Here is a 23,462-nt window from a genome sequence, read left to right on the forward strand (position 1 = left end):
CGTCATAGAGCGTCGCCCGGTCGATTTCCGGCGGCGCGCTCAAAGCGCGCCTCCTGATCGAGCAGCACGTATTTGGGCGTCTCGATCCAGCGCCGGAAGGCCGGGCTGACGAGCCACAGGATGAAGAGGCCGAGCAGGACCAGGCTCAGTCCGATGACCGTTGCGGCGAACATCATGGCGCTCCCTGGGCGGCTGGCCGGCCTGCGCCATAAATCCAGCGGACATAGGCGACGACATCGCGCCGGTCCTGGTCGGACAGCACCGCGCGCCAGCTGGGCATCGAGGTGCCGGGCACGCCGTTCGCCAGCACCTCGAGTGCGTGCGCCGTGGTCGGCTGTTCGAGCTGGAAGTTGGTAGGGGCGGGCGCGATCGTGCGCGCCGCAGGCCCGTCGCCGGCTCCGCCAGCACCGTGGCAGGACGTGCAGTTCCGTGCGAACACCGCCTGGCCGTGCGCGAGCGCGTCCGGCGCCGGGCTGTTGTCCGGCTGGGTTGGGTTGAGCGTCCGGACATAGGCGACGAGGCTCGCCAGATCATACGACGGCAGGTCGCGCCAGGCCGGCATCGACGAGCCGGCGACGCCGTTCCAGAGCGCGCTGCTGACCCGTTCGTCCGACAGGCGTGTCGCCTGCAAGTCGGCCGGCCGGGGCACAAGACCGGCGGCCGCGGGCCCGGTGCCGGCGCCTGTGGCGCCATGGCAACTGGCACAACTATGGGCGAAGAGATCCGCGCCATGGGCGACGGCGGCCGGCAGGTCGGCCGGGGCCAGGCCCGAGAGGAAGCGGCGGGACGGCCCATCGATCGTCCGCTGGGCCGCATTCGCATCGCCGCGCCCGATCAGCGCCCCGTCGCTGGCCCCGTCGCTTGCCCCGCCCATGCTCATCGCGGCGCTCGCGGGCGACGGTTGCTGGTCGTACCCGGAGAGCGCCCGGGCGCGCCCGAGGCTCTGCAGATAGGCGACGAGATCCCGGCCCTCCACGGTCGGCCGATTGGGCGCGCCGTCGAACAGCCAGGGATAGGCCGGCATGATCGAATCCGCGACGGTCAGGCGGGGGTTGAACAGATGAACCTGCTGCCAATCGTCCGGGCGGATGCCGGCTTCGCGCGCCAGATCCGGGCCGGTGCGGCGCGTGCCCCAGAGCTGCGGATAGTCGAATTTCGTCTCCCAGGCCTCCGTGGGTGCGCCCCAGCGGGCGACGTCGGCCGGGACGAACCGCACCTGCTGGCTGTGGCAGTTGGTGCAGCCTTCCCGCGCGAAGATCGCGGCGCCATGCTGCTCGGCCGGGCTGTAGGCCGGCATGTCGATCGGGGCCGTGGCCGCGATCTGGTGTTTCAGCAGGCGGCCCGGAATGACCCCCAGCAGGACGAACGACAGGACGAAGAAGCCGAGCCCCGCGACGGACGCGATGACGTGGGCATAGCCGAAGTGAGCGCCTGGGCGGCGCTCCGGTGACATGGCCATCCCTATTCTCCCGCGACCGGATGGGCGCCGACTGCGACGAGTTCGCCCGGCGACAGAGGTTCAGGCGAGCTTTCGGCAGTCTCGCTCGCGGCGGCGGGCCCGGTGGTCAAGCCCAGGAGGAAGGCAAGGAAGCCGGCGAGCACCGGTGCCGCACTCGCATCGCGGAACGCCCAGTAGCTGGCGACGGCCCGGACGGAGTCCATCCAGGGGGAGCCGCTTTCCCAGAGATGCGCCTCGACCAGCCCGGCGGCGGTCAGGTCGAAGAACATGACGAGCAGGCCCGTTCCGATCAGCCAGTAGGACCAGGCCATCGCCGTCGCGTTGTAGCGGACGCCCGGCACGCGCTGCCAGGCATGTGCGATGCCGCCGGCGGCGACGAAGGTCGCGAAGCCGAGCATCGCCAGATGCGAGTGGGCGATCTTCCAGTCAGTGAAGTGGACCAGCGCCTGCACCGGCATCAGCGCCTGGAACGAGCCCTGCAGGCTGACCAGCAGATAGAAGATGATGCCCGTCCAGACATAGCGCAGCGGGATGTCCTTGAGGACGGCGGCGCCCTGGCCGCCGAGCGACATCAGCAGGTTCGTCACGACCAGGATCACGTCCGCACCCTGATAGACCGACGCCACAATCGCCGCCTTCTGCGTGTCCATCGGCAGCGACGAATAGACATAATGATGCGTGCCGGTGAGCGGATAGACGAAGAACAGGCCCCAGAACCCGATCATCGACAGGAAGTGGCTGTAGATCGGGCGCCGGGTGACGGCCGGGATCAGGGCATAGGCGATCGCGAGCGAGAAAGGGGTCACCAACAGGCCGACGGCGTCATGGATCCACAGGCCGCTGAACGCGGCTCCCAGGGCGCCCGGCACCAGTTCGGGCACCAGGCTGCCGATCGGAAACGAGAGGAACGAGAAGACGCCGCCGCCGATGATGTACCAGGCCGAGACATAGAGCCCGCCCGGGATCGGCTTCAACAGCGGCAGGATGAACTGGACGAACCAGAGCGCCAGGCAGAACTCGGTCACGATGTTCGTGACCGCCGGGAATTCCGTCCAGGCGAGCGGCTTGGCCGCAACCAGCCAGTGGTCGAAGCCCGCGAGCACCAGGCTCCAGCCTGACAGCACGACGCCCAGGTTCCAGAGCCAGAACAGGGCCCAGCCGAGCCGCCGGCTGGTCACCGGCCGGTCCGCTAGCCGCGGGACGAGGTGATAGAGCGTCGCGAGGAAGCCGTTGCACAGCCAGCCCCACAGGATGCCCTGGGTGTGGTCGTAGCGCAGTCGTCCCCAGGTTGCCCAGGGATAGCTGCCGAGAAAATCGGGATAGGTGAATTTCAACGCGACGATCGCGCCGAACACCGCTGAGATGATGAGCGTGACGATCGCCGCCAGGCTGTGCGCCTTGATCAGGTCATACTCGACGCGCGGCGGCGCCGATAGGGTGGTGGCCGTCATTTCGTCCCTCGCTTCGCCACATCGAGCACCCAGGCCGCGATGGCGGTCCGATCGTCCGGAGACAGGTCGATGCCGGTCGGACCCGGCGGATAGCCGTCCCAGCCTGGGGCAGGGTGGCTCACGGCATTGCCGATCAGACCGCGGCCATCGCCGCAGATCGGGTCCTGGGTGGCCATGGCGGCGTAGTGCGCAGCGATCGCCTGCCAGGACGGGCCGACCAGACGCTGGGCGGTGTCGTGGCAGCCCGCGCATTGCTGGCGGATGAGCGTGTCGCCATGGGCGATCAGCGCCGGGGTGACCGCCACTGCCGTGACGCTGGGCGAGGCCGCCAACGAGACCGGCGGGTCCTCGCCAGCGCGGATCGGCACCGCGGTCGCTGGCGTCTGCAGCACCTGCCAGGCAACCAGCGAGGCGACGACCAGCACGACGACGAGCATGGCGAGCGCGAGCCGCGTCACGCCATGATGGGAGGCGTCGCTCATGGCTTCTTGTCCTCCTGGCCGTTCCAAGCCACGAGATAGTCGACGATCTTCGGCACGTCCTCGGGGGCGATCGGCGCGCCATAGACCTTGATCATCTTGTTGACCTCGGCGGTCCAGACGGCGCGCTGGAAGTTCGGCTGGGCGCTCACGTAGCGCGGGCTGTGGCAGATCACGCAGTTGCTGACGAAGGCGTCGCGGCCGGGCAATGCCGGCAGCTCGGGCTCGTCATGCGGGATCGCGATGCGCCGCGCCGCGGGGCTGGTTGCGCTGAACATCGGCGGACTGGTGTTGGGCGGGGTGGCGATCGACAGGACCCCGGCCGATGGCGCGGTGGTTGGCGGCGTGCTGGTTGCCGGCGGACTGATGAGGGGCGGGCTGATGGGGGGCGCGTCGGCGGCGGAGGCCGCGGCGCAGACGACGGCCAGCAGGGCGGCCAGCGCGAGTTTCTGGTGTCCGGTCATCTCACACCACCAGGCCGGTCGTGCTGTCGATCACCTTGCGGCCGTACCCGCCATGGTTCCACTGGCTCAGGATCTGATGCTCGCCGGCCTGGTTGACCGCCCGGACCCGAAGCTGGTAGGGCCCGCGGGCCGCCGGCGTCCAATTGAGGCGCCAGCGGCGCCAGGAATAGCGGTCGATCTCGGGATCGAGGGCCGCTTCCTGCCAGCTCTGCCCCCGATCGGCCGAGACCTCGACCCGGGTGATGCCATAGCCGGCATCGTAGGCCAGGCCCTCGAGCGGATAGGCCTGCCCAAACGGGATCGTCTCCAGCGGCTCGGGCCGAACGAAGATCGAATGGATGCTGAGCTTGCCGATCGGTTTCGTCTTGACCGCCAGATGATCCTCGGACTCGTTGTAGTCCGGATTGTCCGGCACGCGGTAGGCGACGTCGTGCCAGATATTGTGGAACGGCTCTGTCGTTACTTGGATATCGGTCACACACTTGACCCAATAGGTCGCATAATAGCCGGGCACGATGAGGCGCAGCGGAAAGCCGTTCAGCATCGGCATCGGCGTACCGTTCATGGCATAGGCCACGATCAGCGTGCCGTCGGTCGCATGTTCGATCGGCAGCGCCTTCTTGAGGTCGGCGAGCGCCGGCATCGGCGATCGGTCGAGACCCTGCATCGTAATCTCGACCGAGCCCGCTTTGAGGCCGGCCCGATCGAACAGGTCGGTGAGGCGTACGCCGGTCCACCGCGCATTGCCCATGCCGCCATTGACCCATTGGGAGCCCGGCACGGGCGGCTGGAACAGGCTGCGCGAATTGCCCGAACAGATAGCGAGCGCGGTGACCGAAACCGGCTCGAAGTCGCGCTTGAGCTCATCCAGCGACAGCGATAACGGGCGCTCGACGTTGCCGCCGATCGTCAGCCGGAACGCCGCGGGATCGATCAGCGTCGGCAGCGCGGACTCATGCCAGCGCACGAAGAACGCCTCGTTCGGCGTCAGGTCCTGCCGGAAATAATGCAGCGGCGTCTCGAGCTGCGGCGGCCGGTCGGTCAGCAGCAGCAGATCCGTCTTCTCTGGGAACCGCACGAGCTTCTTCGGCGGGAAGTGGAGGTTCGTTTCATCCGCGGCGGCACGTCCGAACGGGGACAGCATCAAGCCCGCGCCAGCGGCAGCGACTCCCGCCAGAAATTGGCGGCGGCTCTTTGGATATGCCCGCATTGTTCCCTTCATGGCTTCCTCGTCATTCAGGCAGGGGAAGTCGGTGTCGAAAACGCCATGAACTCGCAAAGGCCAAGCGGGCCTTGCGTTCAGCCCTCGATTGGAGCGGCGCTTCGCTGGTAAATCTGTGATGCACGCACGGTTCGACACATCCCCCGTGATGGGGAGCTACGCCGACCGATTTCGGGGGGGGCAGGTGCTGATCGGCCGCGTAAGCGCACAACCGCGCTGGCTAGGTAGGCTGGCCCTCAGGCTGCGGAAAGTGATTAGCTGCGGCGTTCGGATTTCAGGCTTTGTGCCGGTCGGGGGTGGCTCCGATGCGATTTTTCCCGCGAAACCGGATACCGCGGTGGCGACATCGCGCTATTGGGCGCCAGGGCCCATGCTCACAATTTGCAGCAGGTTGGCGCGGAGTTCCGGTCTGTTCGCTGTAAACTCTCTCAGTTGCCGAAGATCCCACTTTCCAAGAGTTCGGGGACCACGGGGGAGGTGCTTGGGCTTGGGCATCGGACCGGCGATCGAGCCTGGTCGGGATTGGCTCTACGATTACTAGGTCAAACCTCAATCGCGCCACGATGCCGAAGCCGCGCTGGCGCAGATGCAGCGGCGGCCGGCCTGGTTTGACTGCCGCTCGCCGCCCAGAACAGCACACCGCCCCCCCCATCGGAGGGGATATATCGCGCAGAGCTTTGACCGCAAGCTTCAGCCAGATTTGGATGTCGGCGACCGTCGCGGCTACACGCGAGGTTGCAGAGATGAGTGGCGCCTGGTCCGGCGTGCGGCGGCTCTTCGCGAGCTGCGAGCAGGTCGTCTCCTGCCAGCCGCGCATTCGTACCGCGGCGATGGTTGTTGTTGAAAGCGATCCCTCGGCGCCTTCCGTCGGAGGACGCCCTTGATCCACGATCCTGGAGGCGAATATGCGGCTGCCCCTTCTTCCCCCTTCCGAACTAGGTGCCGAGCAGCGTCCGCTTTATGACGATATGCGCAAGGGTATCGAGACGACCTTCAAAGGCTTCACCGCCATTGATCGCGCCGGGCAGTTGATCGGCCCTTGGAATCCGTGGATCCGGTTTTCGCGATTTGGAGGGCCGGTCTGGGAACTGGTCAAATCGCTCTCCTCCTCACCAAGCTTGCCAAAGCCCGTCCGCGAAATTGCAATTCTCGTCACCGGCGCACACTTTCATTCCGCCTACGAGATCTATGCCCACGTTCTGGTCGCGGAACTGCGCGGAATTCCGGACGACAAGATTGCAACGATAATCGCCGGTCAACGTCCGGGCGATCTCACCCGCGAGGAAGCAGTGGCCTACGACCTGGCGTCGGCCCTCGTTTCCGGCGGAACGCTTCCGGCCTTGACCTACCAGCAGGCCGTCGGCCTTTTCGGCGAAGAGGGAACGGCGGAGTTCATCTATCTCGTGGGTCTCTATTGCATGGTGTCCGTCACGTTGAATGGCTTCGACGTACCGGTTCCTGAGGCGGCCGAATCCCGCTAATTGCATGTGCTGGGGCGCGACCCTATGTCGTCTCAAAATAGTCGGTTGAGCGCACTGGTAGAAATGCGATGTCGGCGGGGTCACGATCGGCACCGATCGTGACCCCGCCCGACGAGCTATTTTGTTCAACATACCGAGAGCCGCCACCAACCCTGCAGGCATGAATGTCGGATTCGGCGTTCCAATTACCTGAAGGCTGCCGTTCTGCTCTCGGCCCATCCGAGCCGAAGAGCGGCCGGGCGGCCTCGCGCCCATCCCGGCCGTTCTGCCAAATTCCCACGCTTCCCGAAACCGGCCATAGCTCGGTGAGGTGCGAGTCCAGTCCATCACCAGGTGAAAGCACCGGATTTGCACCGTTTGGCGGACAAGGGCCGGAATTCGCGGAAGCGCCGATCCGTTCAGGCGCTTCTGGAGCGGCCGTAGGGCTGTGGTGCCGGTCAACCGGCCGGGGCGCCGGGCTCGTCGTTCTCCGCCGCCTCCGGACGCTGCTCCCACATGCCGCCCTTCATGGTGACGATGGAGGGCTGCTCGAACCATTGGTTGGGCGCCAGGATCTCGCCGCGGCGGATGTCGGGCAGCACCTGCAGGTCGAAGATCTCGTCCGTGCCGGTGACGAATTCGAGGACGCCGAGGATGCGGCCGCTCCGCGCCTCGACCGCGGCCACGCCGGCCATGAGTTCGTCCTGCTCCGCCTCGATCGGCAGGCCTTGGGGCCCGCGCTTCTGCCGGAGCTTCGACAGGCCGACGAACAGCACGCCGCGATAGCCCGCGAGCCCATGGGTAAAGCCCGGCAGCTTGGCGACGACCTCTCTCGCCCCCGAGGCCGGATCGATCCGCAGCAGCAGGCCGCGCCCGCCCTCGAGCACGTAGAGCGCCCCGTCGATGATGCGCGGCGAATGCGGCATGGAGAGGTTGCCCGCCACGATCCGGCCGGACGGCACCTCCATCAGGATGCCGCCCTCGGCCATGCCGTCGCGCCAGCCGCTCGGTGTGTTGGTTTGACCGAGCGCCGTCGCATAGCGCAGCTTGCCGTCGTGGAACGCCATGCCGTTCAGGTGGCAGCGGTCGTCGCCGGTGAAGTCGGTCACGAACGGCGGCTGCCAGATCGGCGTGAAGTTGAAATAGCCGTCGATGACGCTGATGCAGGACCAGCGCGTGTTGACCGCGAGCACGATGTTCTTGTCGAACGCCATGTCGTGCAGGTCGCAATAGCCGGTGTAGTAGCTCTGGCGCGGTACGAACACGGCGTCGTAATGGTCCGGCTTCTTCGGATAGAGCGGCGCCAGGGTCGTGACGTTGGCGAAGATCATCAGCTCGCGCGTCGTGGCAATGGCGAGCCGATTGCCGGCAGCCGCGAGCCCCATGGAGCGCGGCAGCAGGCAGGCGGCCAGGGTCGGCACGCCGTCAGTGACGCCCAGCAGCGCTACGCCAGACGGCCGCCGGCTCAAGGCGAGCGAGCAGCCGAGCGTCGCCAGCACATGCAGGAACTGGCCCCGGTCGCGCAGGTCGATCAGGGAAGGCTGCACATCGGGGCCAGGCGGCGGCTCCTTTACGGGAGCCGCGTGGACATCATCGCCATTTCCGACGAGGGATATTCGCTCTGCTGAGACCTGCTGGCTCATTTCTGCTCATTTCGGGTTGGCACAGCCGCCGCGCCGATAACGCATCGGACGTCGCAGTTGACGGTATCGATGATGTACATCCCAGCCTCCATTGCTCTATTGCCGGACTGCCGCTTGCTTTTCCTGCATCAACTGCCGCGCCTGCTCTTCCGTAATGTCTCCAGCAGCAAGCACCTGCACACGGCTCCGCGGGTCCTGGCGCCGGTTTTCACTCTGCCGACCCTCTTTCTTGCGACGATTCTCCTCCTGCGTTCCTTGCGCCGGCGTCCCGTCGCTGCCGCCATAGCCGATGACCTCGACGGTGATGATCGACGGCAGGTCCTGCGGGCCGCCCCGGTTGGTCTGCCTGGCGGCGTCGCTCGCCGCATTGGCCGCAGCACCGGCCGCGTTCGAGGCTGATGTCAAGCCACCGACGTCGACCGAGGCCTGGTGCGGCACGCCGACCGCGGTGCCCTGGACCTGGATGTTGTCGGCATTGGCGACCTGCAGGGCGGCCACGAACAGGTTGCCCGAGACGCGGATGCCGGCCGCACCGGCGTCGACCGTGCCGCGCGGCGCGATCAGGTAGACGCTGCCAGGTGCGGCCCCCGGGATGGTCTGCAGGGTCGCGATGCCGGCGCCGGTCACCTCGCCGCGGGCATCGAGCGTGTTGTAGTGGTCGTCATCGCTGACATAGAGCGGCGGCGGCACGTCGGCGATGGTCTTGGCGCCCTTGCCGGCATTGATGTCGCCGTTCGACGACCAGATCACCATGTCGCCGCCCTGCTCGGTGAAGACGCGGCTCTGCGCCAGCAGCAGGCTCTGGTCGGTGAAGATGTTCACGTTGCCCTGCTCGAGCGTCAGGATGCCGAACGCGCTCGGTCCGACGACGGTCTTGCCGTCGAGATTGAGGAAGCTGGGCGCCGCGGCGGCCGCACCCACCAGGGCCTGGCCGCCGGGACCCAGGATGGTGATGTTGCCGCCCTGCTGGGTCTGGATCGCGGAACTGCGGATGTCGAGGTTGCCGGTCGGGACTGGCTTGCCGCCATTGGTGCCGCCGGCGAGGCTGTTGGCGGTATAGCCCAGGCCGGCCGGAAAGAGCGTGTTGATCGCCTGATAGCCCCGGGCATATTGCTGGTAGAAGGCGCTGGTCGGATCGTTATAGGCCTTGCCAACGTCGGCCAGCACCGTGAACAGAGCTTTCTGGTTGAAAATCTGCTGCACGGCGGCCGGCAGCGCCTGGAACTCGGACCAGGCCTGGTCGAGCGTCAGGGACACGGTGGGCTTGTCCTTCGCGAGACCAGTCTCGATGCCCTGGCCCGCGTCATACTGCTGCATGAATGCGATGAGCGCCGTCTCCACGGACGGCGTCGCCACGGCGGGATCGACATAGGCCTGGATGAAGGCGGCATTGGCGATGCCCTTGCCGACGCCGAACAGCACCTCGATATCGGCGCTCTCGTGCGGCAGGTAGGGGTTGGCGCTATTGCCGAGCGTTACGATGCCGCGCGGCGCCACCGCGCTGGCGCCGGTCCCGGCATAGGGGTTGGTCGAGGTCAGCAGGACGGGATTGGCGAGGCTGATGTCGTGCCCTGCCTCGACGTCGAACGTACCGGGACCGCCCAGGTTCAGCGAAGCGAACGCGGCCCCGACCTGAAACGATACGCCCTGGTTGACGTCGAGGATGTCATGGCCGGCGACGATGCGGGTGATGTCGTCGGTGCGCAGATTCTGGCCGAGGAAGTTCAGGTTGACGATGTCGGTTGCGGCATAGATCTGCGCCGGCTTGTCGACACCGATCAGAAGGCTCTGGTCATAAAGGCCGGCATTCTGTCCGGTGGGCTCGAGGAAGCCGTCGACGATGTCGCCGTTCAGGCTGTAGATCCGCACCGGCTGGCTATCTCCGGCGTGGAGCGGCGTCGATGCATGGTCGGCCGGCGCGGCGGAGGTGAGGTCGCCGTTGAACAGGGTGTGCAGCGGAGCGAGTGGCGACGGCAGCGAGCTCGCCGGCGCATCGATCAGGCCGAAATCGAGAGAGAGACCCCCGCCGCCCGACGTGAAGTTGTTCCCGTAGATCTGGATCGACCGATCGGCGATCAGGCTGAGCTGCCCGGTGGCCGAGGGATAGAGCAGCCCGCCGCGCTGGATCGAGATACCGCCAGTGAAGGCGGTGAGCGTCACCGTGGACGGCAGGACGGCCGCTGCGTCCGTGCCGCCGACACCGGCGCCGATCAGCGTCAGATCGGTCAGCGTGTTGAGCGCCACGTCGCCGGTGGTGGATGCCAGGTTCAGTGCCGACGTGGGGGAATAGCTCTGTGCGTCGTTGCGCAGGCCATAGCCGTTGGCGACCGCGCCGCCTTGAAGATAGGACGGGTCGACCATCGCGCCGATATCCGCGCCCTGGCGGGCGCTGACGTTGAACACCGCGTCCTGCGCGGCAAGGACGGTCGAGACCGGCTTGGTCACGCCGAAGAAGGTCTGGGTGAGGCCGCTCGACCCGATCGATCCGCCGGCAGTGAGCGTGGCGGTGCCCCTGGCGACGAAATAGTCGCCGCTCAGGATATCGCCGCCTGCCTTCACCGTCAGGTCGCCGCCGCCGACGGTGTTGACCGTCTGGTTGCCGTTGCTGAGATACCAGGTGGTGGGCAGCGATACCGCCAGATTGGCGATGTTGCCGCCCGCCGTGATCGCGACATTGCCGCCGACGCTCATCACGCCCTGATCGAAGCCGCCGAAGTTGATCGAGGTCTGGACGATCTGACCGTTGGCATAGCTGTTGCCGGTCTGCATCCACGGCCACCAGAACTGGTTGTTGACGGCGCCCGTGTTGCCCAGGCTCTCGATGCCCGCGATGTCGTTGCCGGCACGGATGGAGATGTCGCCCGCCGCATCCGGATTGACGGTGCCGGTCGCCAACAGATCATAAGCGCCGAAGGTCGTTCCGCTATAGGTATTCTTACCCGTAACGATGCTGGTCGATGTGCCCACCGGCGCGTCGCCGGCGGGCGTGCCGGCGGTGTAGATCGCGCCCGGCGCGGTCGTATCGAGCAGGAGCACGTCGTTCGCCGCGGCTATGTCGATCGATCCCGTGCCGGTGCGGATCATCGTCGGCGCGTTGATCGTCTGGTTGTTCTTGTCGAAATAGGACAGATGGCCATCGAGGGTGACGTCACCACTGCTCGCCGGCCGCGTCGCTCCGGGATTAGCGGCCGCGAAGTCGGCGCCGGCCGTCAATCGGTAGGAGGTGCTGCTGCCAGCGTTCAACGACGCCTGGGTTAACGGCAGCGGGTTGGCGGCGTTGTTGACGGGCGACGGCGTGTTGTCGAGTGTTGGGGCTGTCGTGAAGGTAAAGGTTTGCCCGCCGGCGACGGGCACGCCACCGCTAACAACCGTGACCGGTTGCGCAGCCGGAGGCATTAATTGGTTAAGTGGAGCGTAATTGCTCAACGCATAGTATGAATATGTTGCATAATCTTGAACATATTTAAAGTATGAGAGCGGATTAGCCGCCTGCTCTTGGGCGGAGGGCGGTGTTGGCCCGCCGGAATTGGTAACGCCAATGGTCCGATGCAAAAACGCCGCTATCGGGTAGCCATTTGTGTCATAGACCGCTGGATTGGGAACTGACTGTAAGTAATCGGCGTACGCCTCATACATGGCGTAATATTCGGCGATCTGCGCCGGATTTCCGCTTGTCAGATTCACGGGAGGACTGACCAGACCTGCATAATATGGGTTTGAACTATTGATTCCGTAATACGTGAGAGGATTCGCTCCCGCTTTATTAACTCTCTTAGTCGAGTAAAGATATTGAACCGTGCCATAGTTCGTCGGATCGAATGCAAAGACGGTGCTGCTCGTACCTGGTGAGATCGGGTTCGTAACCTGAAAGAAACCATCGGAGAGGCTGGCCTTGGCCTGAAAATCGTTCTCGGCCTTGAACGTGATGGTCGGCGCCTGCCCCTTGTAACGGTAGGCGAGATTGGTCGGGGAACTTCCCGCGCCGAGGTTCCAGTTGGTGAGCACGGTGATATTGCCGCCGTTGATCGCCGGATCGGGATTGTCCAGCTCGATCCCCGGCGTCACCGCGAAGTTGGCGATATTGGCGAACCGCGCGGTGGTCGCAGAGGCGATCGGGAAATTCTCGACGAAGCCCATCAGCGTGCCGGGCACGGCGGCGGTCGCGTCGCCGTTCTGATAGCCGTAGAAGGTCTGGTGATCGGTATTGGCCGCGCTCGGCGTGAAATAGTCGTTGGCGAGATAGCTTGCGAGTTGGTCGGCGGTTGGCGTTGGTAGTGCGTTGCCGCTCTGATCGGTCCAACTGCCGGAGACAAGGGTGCCATCGGCGTTGTACCAGCCGGCCGGATCGACCAGCCCGTCGAAATGCTTGCTCGCGCCGTAGGTCAGCGGATCGGTCGTGCTCCAGACCGCGAAGGCTTCAAGTGTGGTGCTGCGCGAGCCTTTGATCCGGGCCGTCGGCGCGATGGTGACGTTGACGTCGCCATTGGCAAGCAGCGGCGCACGGAAGCTGACCGTGCCGCCGGACAGGCCGCCGGCCGCGCCGCCCGAGACGTCGATCAGGGCGTTGGCGCCGAGCGTGATCGCGCCGGAATTGGCTGCGGAGACGAGCTCGTAGCCATAGGTCGGATCGAGCTGCACCACGCCGCCGACCGTGTCGGGATTGCCGACCGTGCCGATATTGACCGTGCCGCCGCGCTTGGTGGCGCTGGAGCCGGTGGCGATCAGCGATCCTTCGAGATCGACGCCGCTCTTGCCGTAGAGGTCGATCTCGCCCCCCGCCGTGCCGGCGGCATTGATCGTGCCGAGAATATTGACGTTGCCGTTGGTCGGGTCCTGGCCGCCGGCGCCGCCGTCGGCGGTCAGCGAGACCGCATGGGCGGTCAGCGTATTGCCCGCCGACAGCGTAAGGTTGCCGGCCCGCGTATGCACGGTGATCGCATCATCGACGCCGCTCGAGGCGAGCGTCGCCGTGAGATTGTCGAGGTCGATGGCACCGCCGGTATCGAGCGAGAACGAGCCGCCGAGGAAGCCGGCCGCTGCCCCGCCTTTGAGCGTGCCGTTCAGCTGCACCGACTGGACGGGCGCCGAGAGCGTCAGGCTGCCGGCGGCACCGCCGCCCTTGGCCCCGGAGAAGTCGAGCGTGGCCCCCGGCTGGAGCACGACCGCGCCGGTGTCGGCGGTCAGGCTGATCGCGCCGCCCGGCGCGTACTGAATGATGTCGTAGAAGGCCTTCGACACGCCCGCCGAGCTGACCAGCGAGCCGCCGGCGAGGGTGAGGTCGCCGCCGGTCGCCCGCAAGCTGATATTGCCGCCCGGCGCCAGGATCGCGGCACCATTGTCGGCCACCGTCGCGCCGACGAAGCTGATGGCGCCGCCGGCAGGATTGGACGCCGGCGCCGGGCCGGCGGCCGGATTCAAGCGCAGCGCGCCGGTCGTCTTGAGCGTCGTGTTCGAACCGGTGTCGGCCAGATAGACCGGGGCCGCGAGCGTCGCATTAGCCGCCCCCAGATCGAGGGTGCCGGTATTCTGCCCGACGATGCCGCCGGTCGCGGCCATCGTCACGGCGCCGAAGCCGGAGAGCACCTTGTTGCGGGCGCCGAGATCGATCTCGCTGGCGTTGACCGTCAACGATCCCGAGCCGGCGACCGCGGTTGGAACCGGGGCGCCGAGCGCATTGGTGAAGGTGATCAGCGGCGCGTTGAGGATGACGGTGCCGCCATCGCCGGTGAAGCTGCCGGCCGACAGTTCGACGGCATTGCCGAACCCGACGGTGACATTGCCTACGAAGCCGATGGCGCCGTAACTGCGCAGGGCGACCTGGCTGGCATGGGCGAACTGCGCCAGTCCGTCCTGACCGACGACGAAGCCCGGTAGGCCGGCGGCGGTCTCGTTGGTGAAGGTGATGGCGCCGGCATCGACGGTGATCGAATGGCCGGAGAAGCTGGCCGCCGGATCGAAATGCAGAGTCCCGGAACTGTCGAGCGTGAGGTTCTGGCCGCCGGCCAGGACCGCGCCGGCGCCGACCGTGAGCAGCGCCTGCGAGGTCGTCGGCAGGTTCGTGCGGGTGAAGGTGAAGGCGCCGCCGTTCGAGACGCGCACCGTCGCGCCGTCGCCGCTGGTCGTGCCGGCGACACCGGCGGGGCCGCCGAGGCTGCCGCTCGCCGTGACGATGCTGCCGCCGTCGATGCGCAGGCCGTTCGCGGCATTGGGATCGGTGCCAGTCGGATCGGTCTTGGTGACGAGGATGATCTCGGGCCCGGTCAGCGGGTTCGTCGCATCGTTCGAGACCACGACGCTGTCGGCGAGCGCATTCATGGTGACGCCGGTCGTGGTCGGCGTGCGCGTGCCGCCGATCAGCAGGCTGCCGGCGCCGAGCGCGTCGAGGCCGTCGGCCGAGAGCTGCAGATAGCCGGCGAGCGCCGGTTCGCCGGACCCGACGATCTGGATATCCTGCGCGGCGATGTCGACCTCGGCCGCCGCCCCGCCCGCGGCCGCCGCGGCCTGGAGCGTCGTCTGGAGCACCAGGCTGTTCGTCGCGGCCAGCACCAGCCGGCCGGCATCGATCGGCAGGGGCGGGACGACATGCCCCGCATTCGCCGCCAGCGTCGGAAAGAACGTGTTCGCGCTGGTGAGACTGTAGGCCGAATATTGCTGCCACACTGCAGCGGACTGCACCTCGAACTGGCTGACGGTCGACCTCGTCGCACCGCTCAGGCCATCGACGTAATAGCCCGAAACCAGATGCGTGCCGTCGGCCGTCGTGACGCTCTGGCCCGGGACGACGTTGGTCGCGCCGGTATTCTCCACGACGCGGTAAGCGCCCGGCAGGGTCGCGTATTTGGCGGGGAGCAGGGTATAAACCCCGTCGGGAAGGCCCGGCACACCGGCGAGATAGACCGACTGGCCGATCTTGCCGCCGATCGCTGCCTGGCCGACGCCGCTCGCCGCCGTCTGGCTCGACGCCGTGCCATTGGCCTGGGTGGTGGGCAGCGTCACCTGCGCATAGACCGGGTCATAGGCTGCGACCGGCGCCTGAGCGCCCGGCAGGATCGCATAGATGTTGCGCGCATCCGGGTAGAGCGGCGTCGCGACCGCGGCACCGCTCGCCGGATAGCTGAGGTTATACTGCGACAGCACATCGCGGCTGCCGCCGGTGCCGGGGACCCATTGTATCGCCTGCAGGTCGCCGCCGCCCGAGAGATCGACCACCGCACCCTTGTCGAGCGCGACGTTCGCGCCGTTGACGGCGATGATCTTCGATGGCGGCGCCGTCAAGACGGGCGTGGTGGCCTGATTGGGCACGGCGCCATATTGCCATTCCGTGCCGTCGATCGTGACGCCGTAGGGCACGACGGCGCCGTCGAGCGAGACGGAGGTCACACTGCCCGCCGTGAGCGACACGGCTTGCGTATTGGTGAGCGGCAGGTTGCCAAATTGCGCGAGGGTCGCCGCGTCGGCGGCATTGCCGACGCCCAGCACGATCGAGCCGGACGGGGCCCGCACGGTGCCCGATTGCACGATGGTGGCGGCATCGACGAGCAGGCTGCCGCCGGCCGAAAGCGGCATGCCGGAGGCGCCGTTCCCGAGGAACGTGACCGTGGTCGGCGCCGGTCCCGTCGCGTCAATGATGAAACCCTCGCCGCTCGCCGGATAGAGGTCGGCGGCCTTGAAGGTCAAGTTGCCGGCCGAGAACAGCTCGCCCGGCTGCAGCGCGCTGCTATCGCCCGTATTGGTGGAGGAGAGGCGGATATCGCCGCTGCTGGTGAAGCTCGCCGCGCCGAAATTGCCGAGCGCCACCTGGTTCGTCAGATCGATGAACCCCGCGTTGATCACGAGCTTGCCATCGGCCAGGGCCGGGGTCGTCATCGGGGGCGTGGCGTTGTTCAGATTGCCGGTCCCGGCGATCTCGACATAGGGGGCGCTGATCGAGACCGTGGTGCCGCCGATGCTTTGGGTGCCGGCCGTCAGCGTCGGAATCGCGGCGGCACCGGCCGGGAGCGCCAGCAATTGGCTGGTATTGAGGATCACCGCCCGGCCGAGATCGAGCGTGACGTCGCCGGCGAAGGCGATCGGCACGGGCGGCGGCGGGTTGCCGGAGACCAGTCCTGTATTGCCGACGACCAGCGTCGAGAGGCCGGAGCCCTTGAGGCGATCGACGGCGAAGCGCAGCAGGTAGGTCGGCGTGCCGAAGCTTTGCCCCGGTGCCAGGCCGTCCGGCTCGAGGTCGCCGCTCTGCTGCAGGATCACGCCCTTGGCGCTGCCGCCGGGGGCAAGGCTCGCTTGCGGCAGGATCGTCAGCGTCCCGCCCTCGCCCTGGGGGGCGCCCGCCTGGCCGCGGAGCGTGCCGTCGGCATAGAGGCCGCCGGCGGCAAGGGTGATCGTCCCGGCATCGCTCCAGGCTGCTTCAAGCGCATAGCTCGGCGCACCAAGCCCCGTGGTTCTGGCCTGCAGCTGATCGAAGACGCCGGCCGCGCCCGAGACGTCGATGACGGAGCCGGCCTCGGTCACCACGAAGCCGCTGTCGTTGGAGAGCGAGACCGTGCCGCCGGCCAGCACCTTGCCGGTCACCGGCGTCACGAGCATGCCGCCGAGACTGAGCGGGCTCGCGAGCGGATCCTGCAAGGCGACGCCGGAGACGTCGAGCGTCGCATTCGCGCCGAGCCAGACCGATTTGTTCGCTGACGTGGCACCCGAATTGGCGGCCTCGAGGGTGACCGAGCCGCCATGGGCGACGATCGAGCCCAGCACCGTCACCTGCGCCAGCGAGCGGAGGTCGATCGACGCCCCGGCATCGGCGAGGATCGTGGCGCCGGCGCCGATCGTCACACCGCCGGTGACGCCGGCATAGGTTGGCCGGGGCGACCAGGACGTATAGTCACCGGCGGTCATCGTGAGCCCGGTCGCCTGGCGATGATAGGCATCGAGCGTGCCGAGGCTGGTCAGGCCGTCGGCCCACAGGCTCGCGCCGGTCGCCGCCGCTTGCAACGCCGCGAGGTTGGGCAGCAGGTTCTGCTGCGTCAGGCGAACCGTCGTGCCGGGCGCGATCGTCGCGTCATAGACGGCACTCAGCACGTAATTGCCGAAGCCCTGATCCTGGAAGAAATCGGCCGGCAGGGAGAGGTCCCAGGCCGGTGCCGTCGTGGGATCGCCGCCGATCTGGAAACCCAGCCCCTGCAGGGTGAGCGTCCCGCCGCCCGAGAAGCCGGCAGACCGCAAGGTGCCGTCGAGCACCAGCCGGCCCTGGGTCGGCTGCGTGCCGGGGAGCGTGTTGCCCGGCGTACCGAACTGATTCCCGTTCTGCACATTATAGGTGACCAGCGAAATGCTGCCGCCCTTGCCGACCGGGATGCCGTTCTTCATCAGCAGCTGGCCGGTCGGCAGCATGACGCCGCCGCTCGAGACGTCGAGGATGCTGCCGGCCTCTAGGAGGATCGAGCCCGTCGCGTCGACGACAGACCCGCTGATGAGCGGGTTTTCCGCCTCGGCCGTCTTCAGCGAGATGCTGCCGCCATTGACGAAGGTGGCGGCGCCGACGGCGTTCGTCCCCGGGGTCAGGTCGTTGACCCATTGGCCGGCCGCGCTGATCAGCGCATTCGGGCCCACCGTGATGGCGTGCGGGCTGCTGAAAAGAGCTGACAAGTTGACGGTGATGGCGCCTGAAGGGGCGATGAGCTTGCCCAGCACCGACAGATCGCCGGCCCCGCCATTGAGGGTGATGGAGCCGCCCGGCTGCACCGCGAGCGTGGTGCCGTCGGCGACGGTGATGCCGCGCCCCTTGATGTCGTCTTCGGTGATGGTGACATTGGCAAAGCCGCCGCTGTTGAGCGTATCGGCCGGCACTGTCGTCCAGGCCAGGACGTTGTCCGGATTGCTGGCGCCGAGCGCCGTCAGCGCCGCCGTATCGAGGGCGGTCCCGGCCCCGAAATCCGGTGCGAGCGCGCCGAGATCGGGCGCCTGATCCCGAATGCTCACCCCACCCGTCAGGCCGGTCAGGCTGTCGCCGTTGCCCATGGTCAACGCATGGGCGGCTCCCAGGATGAAGGAGCCGCCGCCCGGCAGGAAATTGCCGCCCGAAGCCGTGCCCGCGGGCGCCTCGCCCGCGGCCATCTGCTTGATGCCGGCAAAGGCCTGGCCCGAGATCGCGCCGTCGAGCACCGTCGCCTGGCCGCCGAACACGCTCAAGCTGCCGGCATTGCCGCCCTGGATATAATCGGGCTCGTGGGTGCCGCCAGTCAGCAAGGCGCTGCCATAGATCGTGGTGACGCCCCAGCGGCCATGGGAGACCGAGAAGCGTCCGGCGATGCCGACATAGGTATCGGTTGGATCGGCCCGGCCGATATCGACGATATGGCCGCTCGCGTCGATGAGACGCGTGGTGTTGATCGTGCCGCCCAGATAATGGACATAGCCGCCGTCGAGATTGAGCGACGAGCCCGCCGCGGTCATCACCTGCCCGCCGCTTAGCGTGATGGCGCCGCCGTTGGTCAGCAGCTGGTCGATCTTGCGCGGGATGAGCTGGGCATAGCCAGCGGCGTTCAGGATCGGGCTGCCGACCCAGGCGAGCCCGTCGGTGGTCGTGCCCGAGAGCGTGCTGTCGATGACGACGTTCTTCAGGCCCTTGAGGAAGCCGGTGCGCAGCAGCGGCGAGTCGGCCAGCTCGTTCTGGCCGATCACCGGGATCGTCACCAGAATGCTGGACATCGGCAGCTGGACGTCCGACAGCCCCGCCACGTCGACGACCGCGCCATTGTCGATATAGATACGACCCTGCACCGCCGTCGAGCCGGCCGGCGCATTGCCGACGCTGAGTGCTGCGACGCTTACGCTCGCCCCCGGCGCCTCGATCAGCGCGCCGTTCTGCAGCCAGACCGAACCGCCGGTCAGCGACACTCTGCCGGCGGTGAAGGAGCTCCCGCTGGCCGGCACACTCTGGCCGTCTTCCTCCGGCAGGTTGGCGATGATCCCGCTGACGACGAGGGCGCCCGCCCGCCGATCCGCCGGCACATAGGGCGCCACATCGCCAATATCCGCCTCGTCCACCGTCGAGATGACAATGCTGCCCGGGCGGCTGACGCTGGTCGTCACGCCCACCACGCCGGCCTGGGTCACGCTGCTGCCGAGCAGGGTGACGTTGCCGGTCGTCGCCTGCACCAGGCCGGTGTTGACGAGGGAGCCGGCCGGCGTCACATCGACGCCGTTCACGCTGACGCGTCCTGTGAGTTCCGGCACCAGCCATTGTGTCGGGCTTTGCAGCAGGCTGACGCCGATGCCCGCCGCCAGGATCGCCTGGCCGTCGGTCGTCGTGATCGTCCCGGCATTGGTCACGGCGGGGGCGGCGATCAGCACGAAGCCGCCGTCGCTGCTCGTTCCGTTGGCGTGCGTGTTGATCGCGGCGCCGGCTTGGATCGTGATGGCGCCCGACGGCATGAAGACGGCGGGCGTCGAGCCGCTGAGCTGCGTGCCCAGGCCCAGCACCAGGTTGCCGGCCGTCGTCGAACTCGTGGTGCCGCTCGCCTCGGGCGCCGCAATGCCGCCATTGGCCGCGTTGAGGAACAGCGCATTGCTGGCCGAGACCGCATTGTCGTAAGCCGCCGAACCCGGCATCAGGTTGGACGTGACATTCTCGCCGAGGAAGCCCAGCGAGGATGCGATGAGCGTATGGACGTCGATCTGGGACGAGCCGCCGAAGATGATGCCGTTGCGGTTGATGAGATAGACCGAGCCCTCGGCCTTGATCGTCCCCAGAATCTGGCTTGGCACGCCTGAGGGATCCTGGACGCGGTTGAGCGCGATCCAGTTGTTGTTGCCGTTCGCCTGGTTGCCCGCCGTCTGGTCGAAATGGACCGTCGTGTCCTTGGAGAGGTTGAAACTCTGCCAGGTCAGGATCGCTTTCTGGGCGGTCTGCTGGATGGTGACGGTGGTCTGGCCGTCGCTGGCGCTCTCGGTCGGAAGCTGCGCGTTCTGCCACAGCGTCGGATCGGTGCCGATGCCGGGCGCCACCTGCAGCCCGCCGGTCCCGAGCCCGCTCGGGATGGTGCTGGGCGCCTGGAGCGACAGGTTGCGCGCGGCACTCTGCGCCTGCTGCAGGGCCTGGATCGCCTGCGTCGCCGCTGCCAGCGAGTTCCGCGCCTGCACCGTCGCGGCCTGCGCCTGCTGTACCGATGCCATCGCCGCCGCCGACGCATTGGCGACCGGCGACGTTCCTCCGCCCGCCAGGATGTTCCGTGCGTGCGCCGGAGTGGTCGTGGCAACCAGCGTCAGCGCGCTGACAGAAGCCAGAAGCGCGGCTTGGAACGTGCGGTTTGAACGGAACGCAAGATCGCGAACGGGCATGAAGGGGCGCTTTCTCGGCAAGGGGCGTGACGGGTCGAGGCAGTGGCGGAACCACCCTCTCAATTCAGCGATCCCCATAGGTCGAGCAGGACCGAAAGGAAAAATGCGATCGGCCCAAAAGATTTAGCGACCGTCCTCCCGGACTATCCGAGCAGCACGATTCCGCCGGGTAGCGTGGTCGCCCGGGCGTGAAAGACTTGTTCGAGTTGCCCCACCACACCGTCGATGCTTGCGATTCGAAACCGCGCACTGAACCGCTCGCGTCCCAGCGCTGCGCTCGTGAGGATGACGCGGCCCGGCCGGTAACGGTTGACCTCTTCAATGACCTGAGCGACAGGGGTCGCATCAAAGATGACGATGCCGTCCTGCCATGCCGCCACGACCGCGGAATCGACCTGGATCGCCGTACCGATGTCCGAGCCGGCGTAGACCACCTGCTGCCCGGCCGAGAGCGGCAGTGCCATTGGCCCGGCCTCGACTCGAACCTGCCCCTGCATGCACGTGACGCAGACCGAACCGCCGTCACGCCGGATGTTGAACCGCGCATCGGCCGCGATGGCGCGACCATCGCCTGCGAAGACCGCGAATGAGCCGGAGGCTTTCGGCAGAGCCGAAATCATCGCCTCGCCAGCGATCAGCTCGACCTGCCCTACCTCTCCCCCGGCGGGCCGTAGGGCGACGGAAGTCCGTGTGTTCATGTCGATCGAGACATGGCCGGCGAGGACGATCTGCCGTCGTTCGCCGATCCCGGTCCGATAGTCGGCGGCAAACTCGGACCAAGAGGGCCAGAGCCCGAGCGGAGGATGCACGGCCATGGCAGCGGCACCGGCCGCCGATGCCGCCAAGGCTCCGCCCAAAAACGCGCGGCGCCCGAGATGCGACCGCCCGGACGGGTAGCTCCTTTCGACGGCGCGGAAGGTATCGGGCTTGGCCACAGCCGGCTGCCGCCGCCGGAGCGGAGCCGCAGCCTGCCATACCTTGCTTGCCTCGTCGAACGCCGCCGCATGGGCGGGGCTTTGCGCCGACCAGGCCTTCAACGCCTCGATGTCGTCCGGTCCCGCTTCGCCCGAGATGAAGCGCACGACCCAGCCGTAGGCTTCATGCTCCAGTCTCGTCGGCGTAGCTGGTGGATTGTCCGGGCCCGTCATCCTATTTCGGCCTCACCCAACGTCATCCTCTTGTTCATCTGATCCCCGAAACCGCCGCGGACCGAAACGCTGGATGATTTTCCGGTCGAGACGGCGGCCGCAGTGGATAAGAGCCATCTTCAGTTCCATCTCGACCAGGCGCTGGGAGATACCAAGGCGATCAGCGATCGCTCGCAGGGGCGTCCCGTCGGCACGCGACGCCAGCAGGATCTCCCTGCGCCGCGGCGTGAGTTCGGCCAGCGCCCGTTCGAATGCCGCGAACTCCGACCTCGCCTCGACGATTTCAGCCGGACCGGGCGTCTCGTCCACAAGGTTCAGTGCCGCCCGCGCATCGTCGAGGGTCTTCGCCTCGCGGTCGCGCAGGCGACGCTTCAGGCCAAGATTGTAGGCGATGCGCAGCAGATAGGGGAACGGCCGACTGATGGTGCCGATGGACGACGTCCCATCCAGCCGCAGCCAGGCATCCTGAAGAGCATCCTCGGCGTGATGCGCCGAACCCAGCCGCCGCGCCAGTTGCGTTTTCAACTCATCGTAATCGAGCAGAAGGCGCTGGCGCAGAATTTCCCGGCTGTCTGCCATCAGTTCGCCCCCGGGGGACAATCCTGCGAGCCCGCGGAGGAGGGCAGGATTGCCAATGTGATGGGCTGAGGCATGCCTGGTGGCGGGGTGCCGACCGCGAGGCCCCGAATGGTGCCGGCGAAGCCGCGGCCACTCGCGGCGTGGGCGCTGCCGACCAGCTCGTCGGCCCGGTCGATCACGCCCGACGTGGTCAGCCAGATGCGAAAGATCGCGCCGTCATTCGCCCAACTGCTGTCCGTGCCATGGCACAGAGCATCCGCGACCCCTGCCTGGATCGCCGCAAAATAGCCCTCATAGCGTCCGCTCGAGACCGAGAGATCTGCCGTGGGAGAAGGCGCGGCGGCGGTCATCGGCACGACCGTCAAAGCGCTGGGCCCCGTCATCTGTGAGGTCAGCCCCGAACCCCGAAGCAGCATCCGCAGCGCGGCGTCGGGCGTAAACGTTCCTGCCACCGCGGCAGAGACCCGTCCTTGTGCCACGGCCGCATTGTAATAGACTTCGAGACTGGTAGCGGCGCCGTAGGCGAGCAGGGCGTTCGAGAGGGGTTGTGCCGGGATATCGAACTCGACCTGAATTTCAGGTCCGGAAGCGAGCGCGGCAGAAGGTTCCTGGGAAGCGATCTGTGCAGCCTCCCCCCTTGTTCCGTGTCCCGTGACAGACGCCAAGCCAAGGCCGATCGAGAGCATCCGACATATTCGGGCGCGACGGAGATATGCAAGATCCGGCATGTCTTCGGCATGGGGCGCGGAAATTTCACCGGCGCGAGCAGTATCACGCGGCACCAGCGGATCTTATGAATGGTTTGTTACAGAGACATGTCTCTCGACAACCGCCCAGCTGGTGTCACTCGGAATATCAAACCCGAGCGCTTGCCGATTTGCCTGTTCGCAGACGGCCGTTTGATGGTCGCAGCGCAATTTGTCCGAAGACTTTCCTGCGATGAGTTTCCGGATAAATTGATTGTTGGACGGGTTTACGGACGAGCAAAGCTTCGATGGGGAGCATCGGCTGCGCGAGCGTGCCGGCACGGAAACGGGCGGCTCCCTAGCACAAAGGACGGGCAGGCGTGAATGTCCGTTCGTCGTACCGCATTTTCCAAAGCAGATGAGGTGGATGGCTCCCGCTCACGACATCTGAGTGCCAAGGTGGGTTGCTGTCAGGCAAACCCGAGCAAAGGAGCCATCCGCCATGGAGATTACGACAATCGGCCTGGATCTGGCCAAG

12 protein-coding genes are annotated in these 23,462 nt (G+C 66.9%); 1 reads left to right on the top strand and 11 read right to left on the bottom strand.

The genetic code is table 11. The features are described from left to right. Positions 1–2: 2 nt before the first annotated feature. Genes IEY58_RS21465 through IEY58_RS21490 form a run of 6 tightly spaced genes read right to left on the bottom strand, consistent with a single transcriptional unit; the run spans position 3 to position 4,997 of the window. The gene (locus IEY58_RS21465; RefSeq protein WP_189049574.1) at positions 3–176 is read right to left on the bottom strand and encodes a hypothetical protein; all 174 of its coding nucleotides are present in this window, start codon (positions 174–176) and stop codon (positions 3–5) included. Beyond that, on the bottom strand, positions 173–1,459 hold the full coding sequence (locus IEY58_RS21470; RefSeq protein WP_189049576.1) for a cbb3-type cytochrome c oxidase subunit II: 1,287 nt from the start codon (positions 1,457–1,459) through the stop codon (positions 173–175). The genes IEY58_RS21465 and IEY58_RS21470 overlap by 4 nt, the downstream gene beginning before the upstream one ends. A 2-nt stretch (positions 1,460–1,461) precedes the next feature. After that, positions 1,462–2,910 carry a cbb3-type cytochrome c oxidase subunit I gene (locus IEY58_RS21475; RefSeq protein ID WP_189049578.1) on the bottom strand — a complete coding sequence of 483 codons (1,449 nt, stop codon included), beginning with the start codon at positions 2,908–2,910 and terminating at the stop codon, positions 1,462–1,464. Next, complete coding sequence (locus IEY58_RS21480) at positions 2,907–3,392, bottom strand: c-type cytochrome (protein WP_189049580.1); 486 nt, start codon at positions 3,390–3,392, stop codon at positions 2,907–2,909. The genes IEY58_RS21475 and IEY58_RS21480 overlap by 4 nt, the downstream gene beginning before the upstream one ends. Further along, complete coding sequence (locus IEY58_RS21485; RefSeq protein ID WP_189049582.1) at positions 3,389–3,853, bottom strand: hypothetical protein; 465 nt, start codon at positions 3,851–3,853, stop codon at positions 3,389–3,391. Before IEY58_RS21485 ends, IEY58_RS21480 begins: the two co-directional genes overlap by 4 nt. Position 3,854: 1 nt before the next feature. Then, the gene (locus IEY58_RS21490) at positions 3,855–4,997 is read right to left on the bottom strand and encodes a molybdopterin-dependent oxidoreductase (RefSeq protein WP_229743859.1); all 1,143 of its coding nucleotides are present in this window, start codon (positions 4,995–4,997) and stop codon (positions 3,855–3,857) included. A 983-nt stretch (positions 4,998–5,980) separates the two neighbouring features. Here IEY58_RS21490 and IEY58_RS21495 point away from each other — a divergent pair. Further along, positions 5,981–6,556: a carboxymuconolactone decarboxylase family protein gene (locus tag IEY58_RS21495; RefSeq protein WP_189049587.1), complete on the top strand. Its 576-nt coding sequence runs from the start codon at positions 5,981–5,983 to the stop codon at positions 6,554–6,556. A gap of 437 nt (positions 6,557–6,993) precedes the next feature. Here the strand turns inward: IEY58_RS21495 and IEY58_RS21500 are convergent, their stop codons facing one another. The 5 genes from IEY58_RS21500 to IEY58_RS21520 form a co-directional block, all read right to left on the bottom strand. Beyond that, positions 6,994–8,082, bottom strand: coding sequence for a TIGR03032 family protein (locus IEY58_RS21500; protein WP_229743860.1), 1,089 nt, complete (start codon positions 8,080–8,082; stop codon positions 6,994–6,996). A 192-nt stretch (positions 8,083–8,274) separates the two neighbouring features. After that, positions 8,275–20,511, bottom strand: a complete 12,237-nt coding sequence (locus IEY58_RS21505; RefSeq protein ID WP_189049591.1) for a filamentous haemagglutinin family protein — start codon at positions 20,509–20,511, stop codon at positions 8,275–8,277. Positions 20,512–20,654: 143 nt separating this feature from the next. Then, positions 20,655–21,659: a FecR family protein gene (locus tag IEY58_RS21510; RefSeq protein ID WP_189049593.1), complete on the bottom strand. Its 1,005-nt coding sequence runs from the start codon at positions 21,657–21,659 to the stop codon at positions 20,655–20,657. Positions 21,660–21,671: 12 nt separating this feature from the next. Further along, positions 21,672–22,238, bottom strand: a complete 567-nt coding sequence (locus IEY58_RS21515; protein WP_189049595.1) for an RNA polymerase sigma factor — start codon at positions 22,236–22,238, stop codon at positions 21,672–21,674. Beyond that, positions 22,238–22,924, bottom strand: a complete 687-nt coding sequence (locus tag IEY58_RS21520; RefSeq protein WP_189049597.1) for an STN domain-containing protein — start codon at positions 22,922–22,924, stop codon at positions 22,238–22,240. Before IEY58_RS21520 ends, IEY58_RS21515 begins: the two co-directional genes overlap by 1 nt. Between the last annotated feature and the right edge of the window lie 538 nt (positions 22,925–23,462).

The organism is Aliidongia dinghuensis (assembly GCF_014643535.1).
Taxonomy (GTDB): domain Bacteria; phylum Pseudomonadota; class Alphaproteobacteria; order ATCC43930; family CGMCC-115725; genus Aliidongia; species Aliidongia dinghuensis.

Coding starts and splice junctions, on each gene's coding strand:
- IEY58_RS21465 (WP_189049574.1), bottom strand. CDS start 176: ATGATGTTCGCCGCAACGGTCATCGGACTGAGCCTGGTCCTGCTCGGC.
- IEY58_RS21470 (WP_189049576.1), bottom strand. CDS start 1,459: ATGGCCATGTCACCGGAGCGCCGCCCAGGCGCTCACTTCGGCTATGCC.
- IEY58_RS21475 (WP_189049578.1), bottom strand. CDS start 2,910: ATGACGGCCACCACCCTATCGGCGCCGCCGCGCGTCGAGTATGACCTG.
- IEY58_RS21480 (WP_189049580.1), bottom strand. CDS start 3,392: ATGAGCGACGCCTCCCATCATGGCGTGACGCGGCTCGCGCTCGCCATG.
- IEY58_RS21485 (WP_189049582.1), bottom strand. CDS start 3,853: ATGACCGGACACCAGAAACTCGCGCTGGCCGCCCTGCTGGCCGTCGTC.
- IEY58_RS21490 (WP_229743859.1), bottom strand. CDS start 4,997: ATGCTGTCCCCGTTCGGACGTGCCGCCGCGGATGAAACGAACCTCCAC.
- IEY58_RS21495 (WP_189049587.1), top strand. CDS start 5,981: ATGCGGCTGCCCCTTCTTCCCCCTTCCGAACTAGGTGCCGAGCAGCGT.
- IEY58_RS21505 (WP_189049591.1), bottom strand. CDS start 20,511: ATGCCCGTTCGCGATCTTGCGTTCCGTTCAAACCGCACGTTCCAAGCC.
- IEY58_RS21510 (WP_189049593.1), bottom strand. CDS start 21,659: ATGACGGGCCCGGACAATCCACCAGCTACGCCGACGAGACTGGAGCAT.
- IEY58_RS21515 (WP_189049595.1), bottom strand. CDS start 22,238: ATGGCAGACAGCCGGGAAATTCTGCGCCAGCGCCTTCTGCTCGATTAC.
- IEY58_RS21520 (WP_189049597.1), bottom strand. CDS start 22,924: ATGCTCTCGATCGGCCTTGGCTTGGCGTCTGTCACGGGACACGGAACA.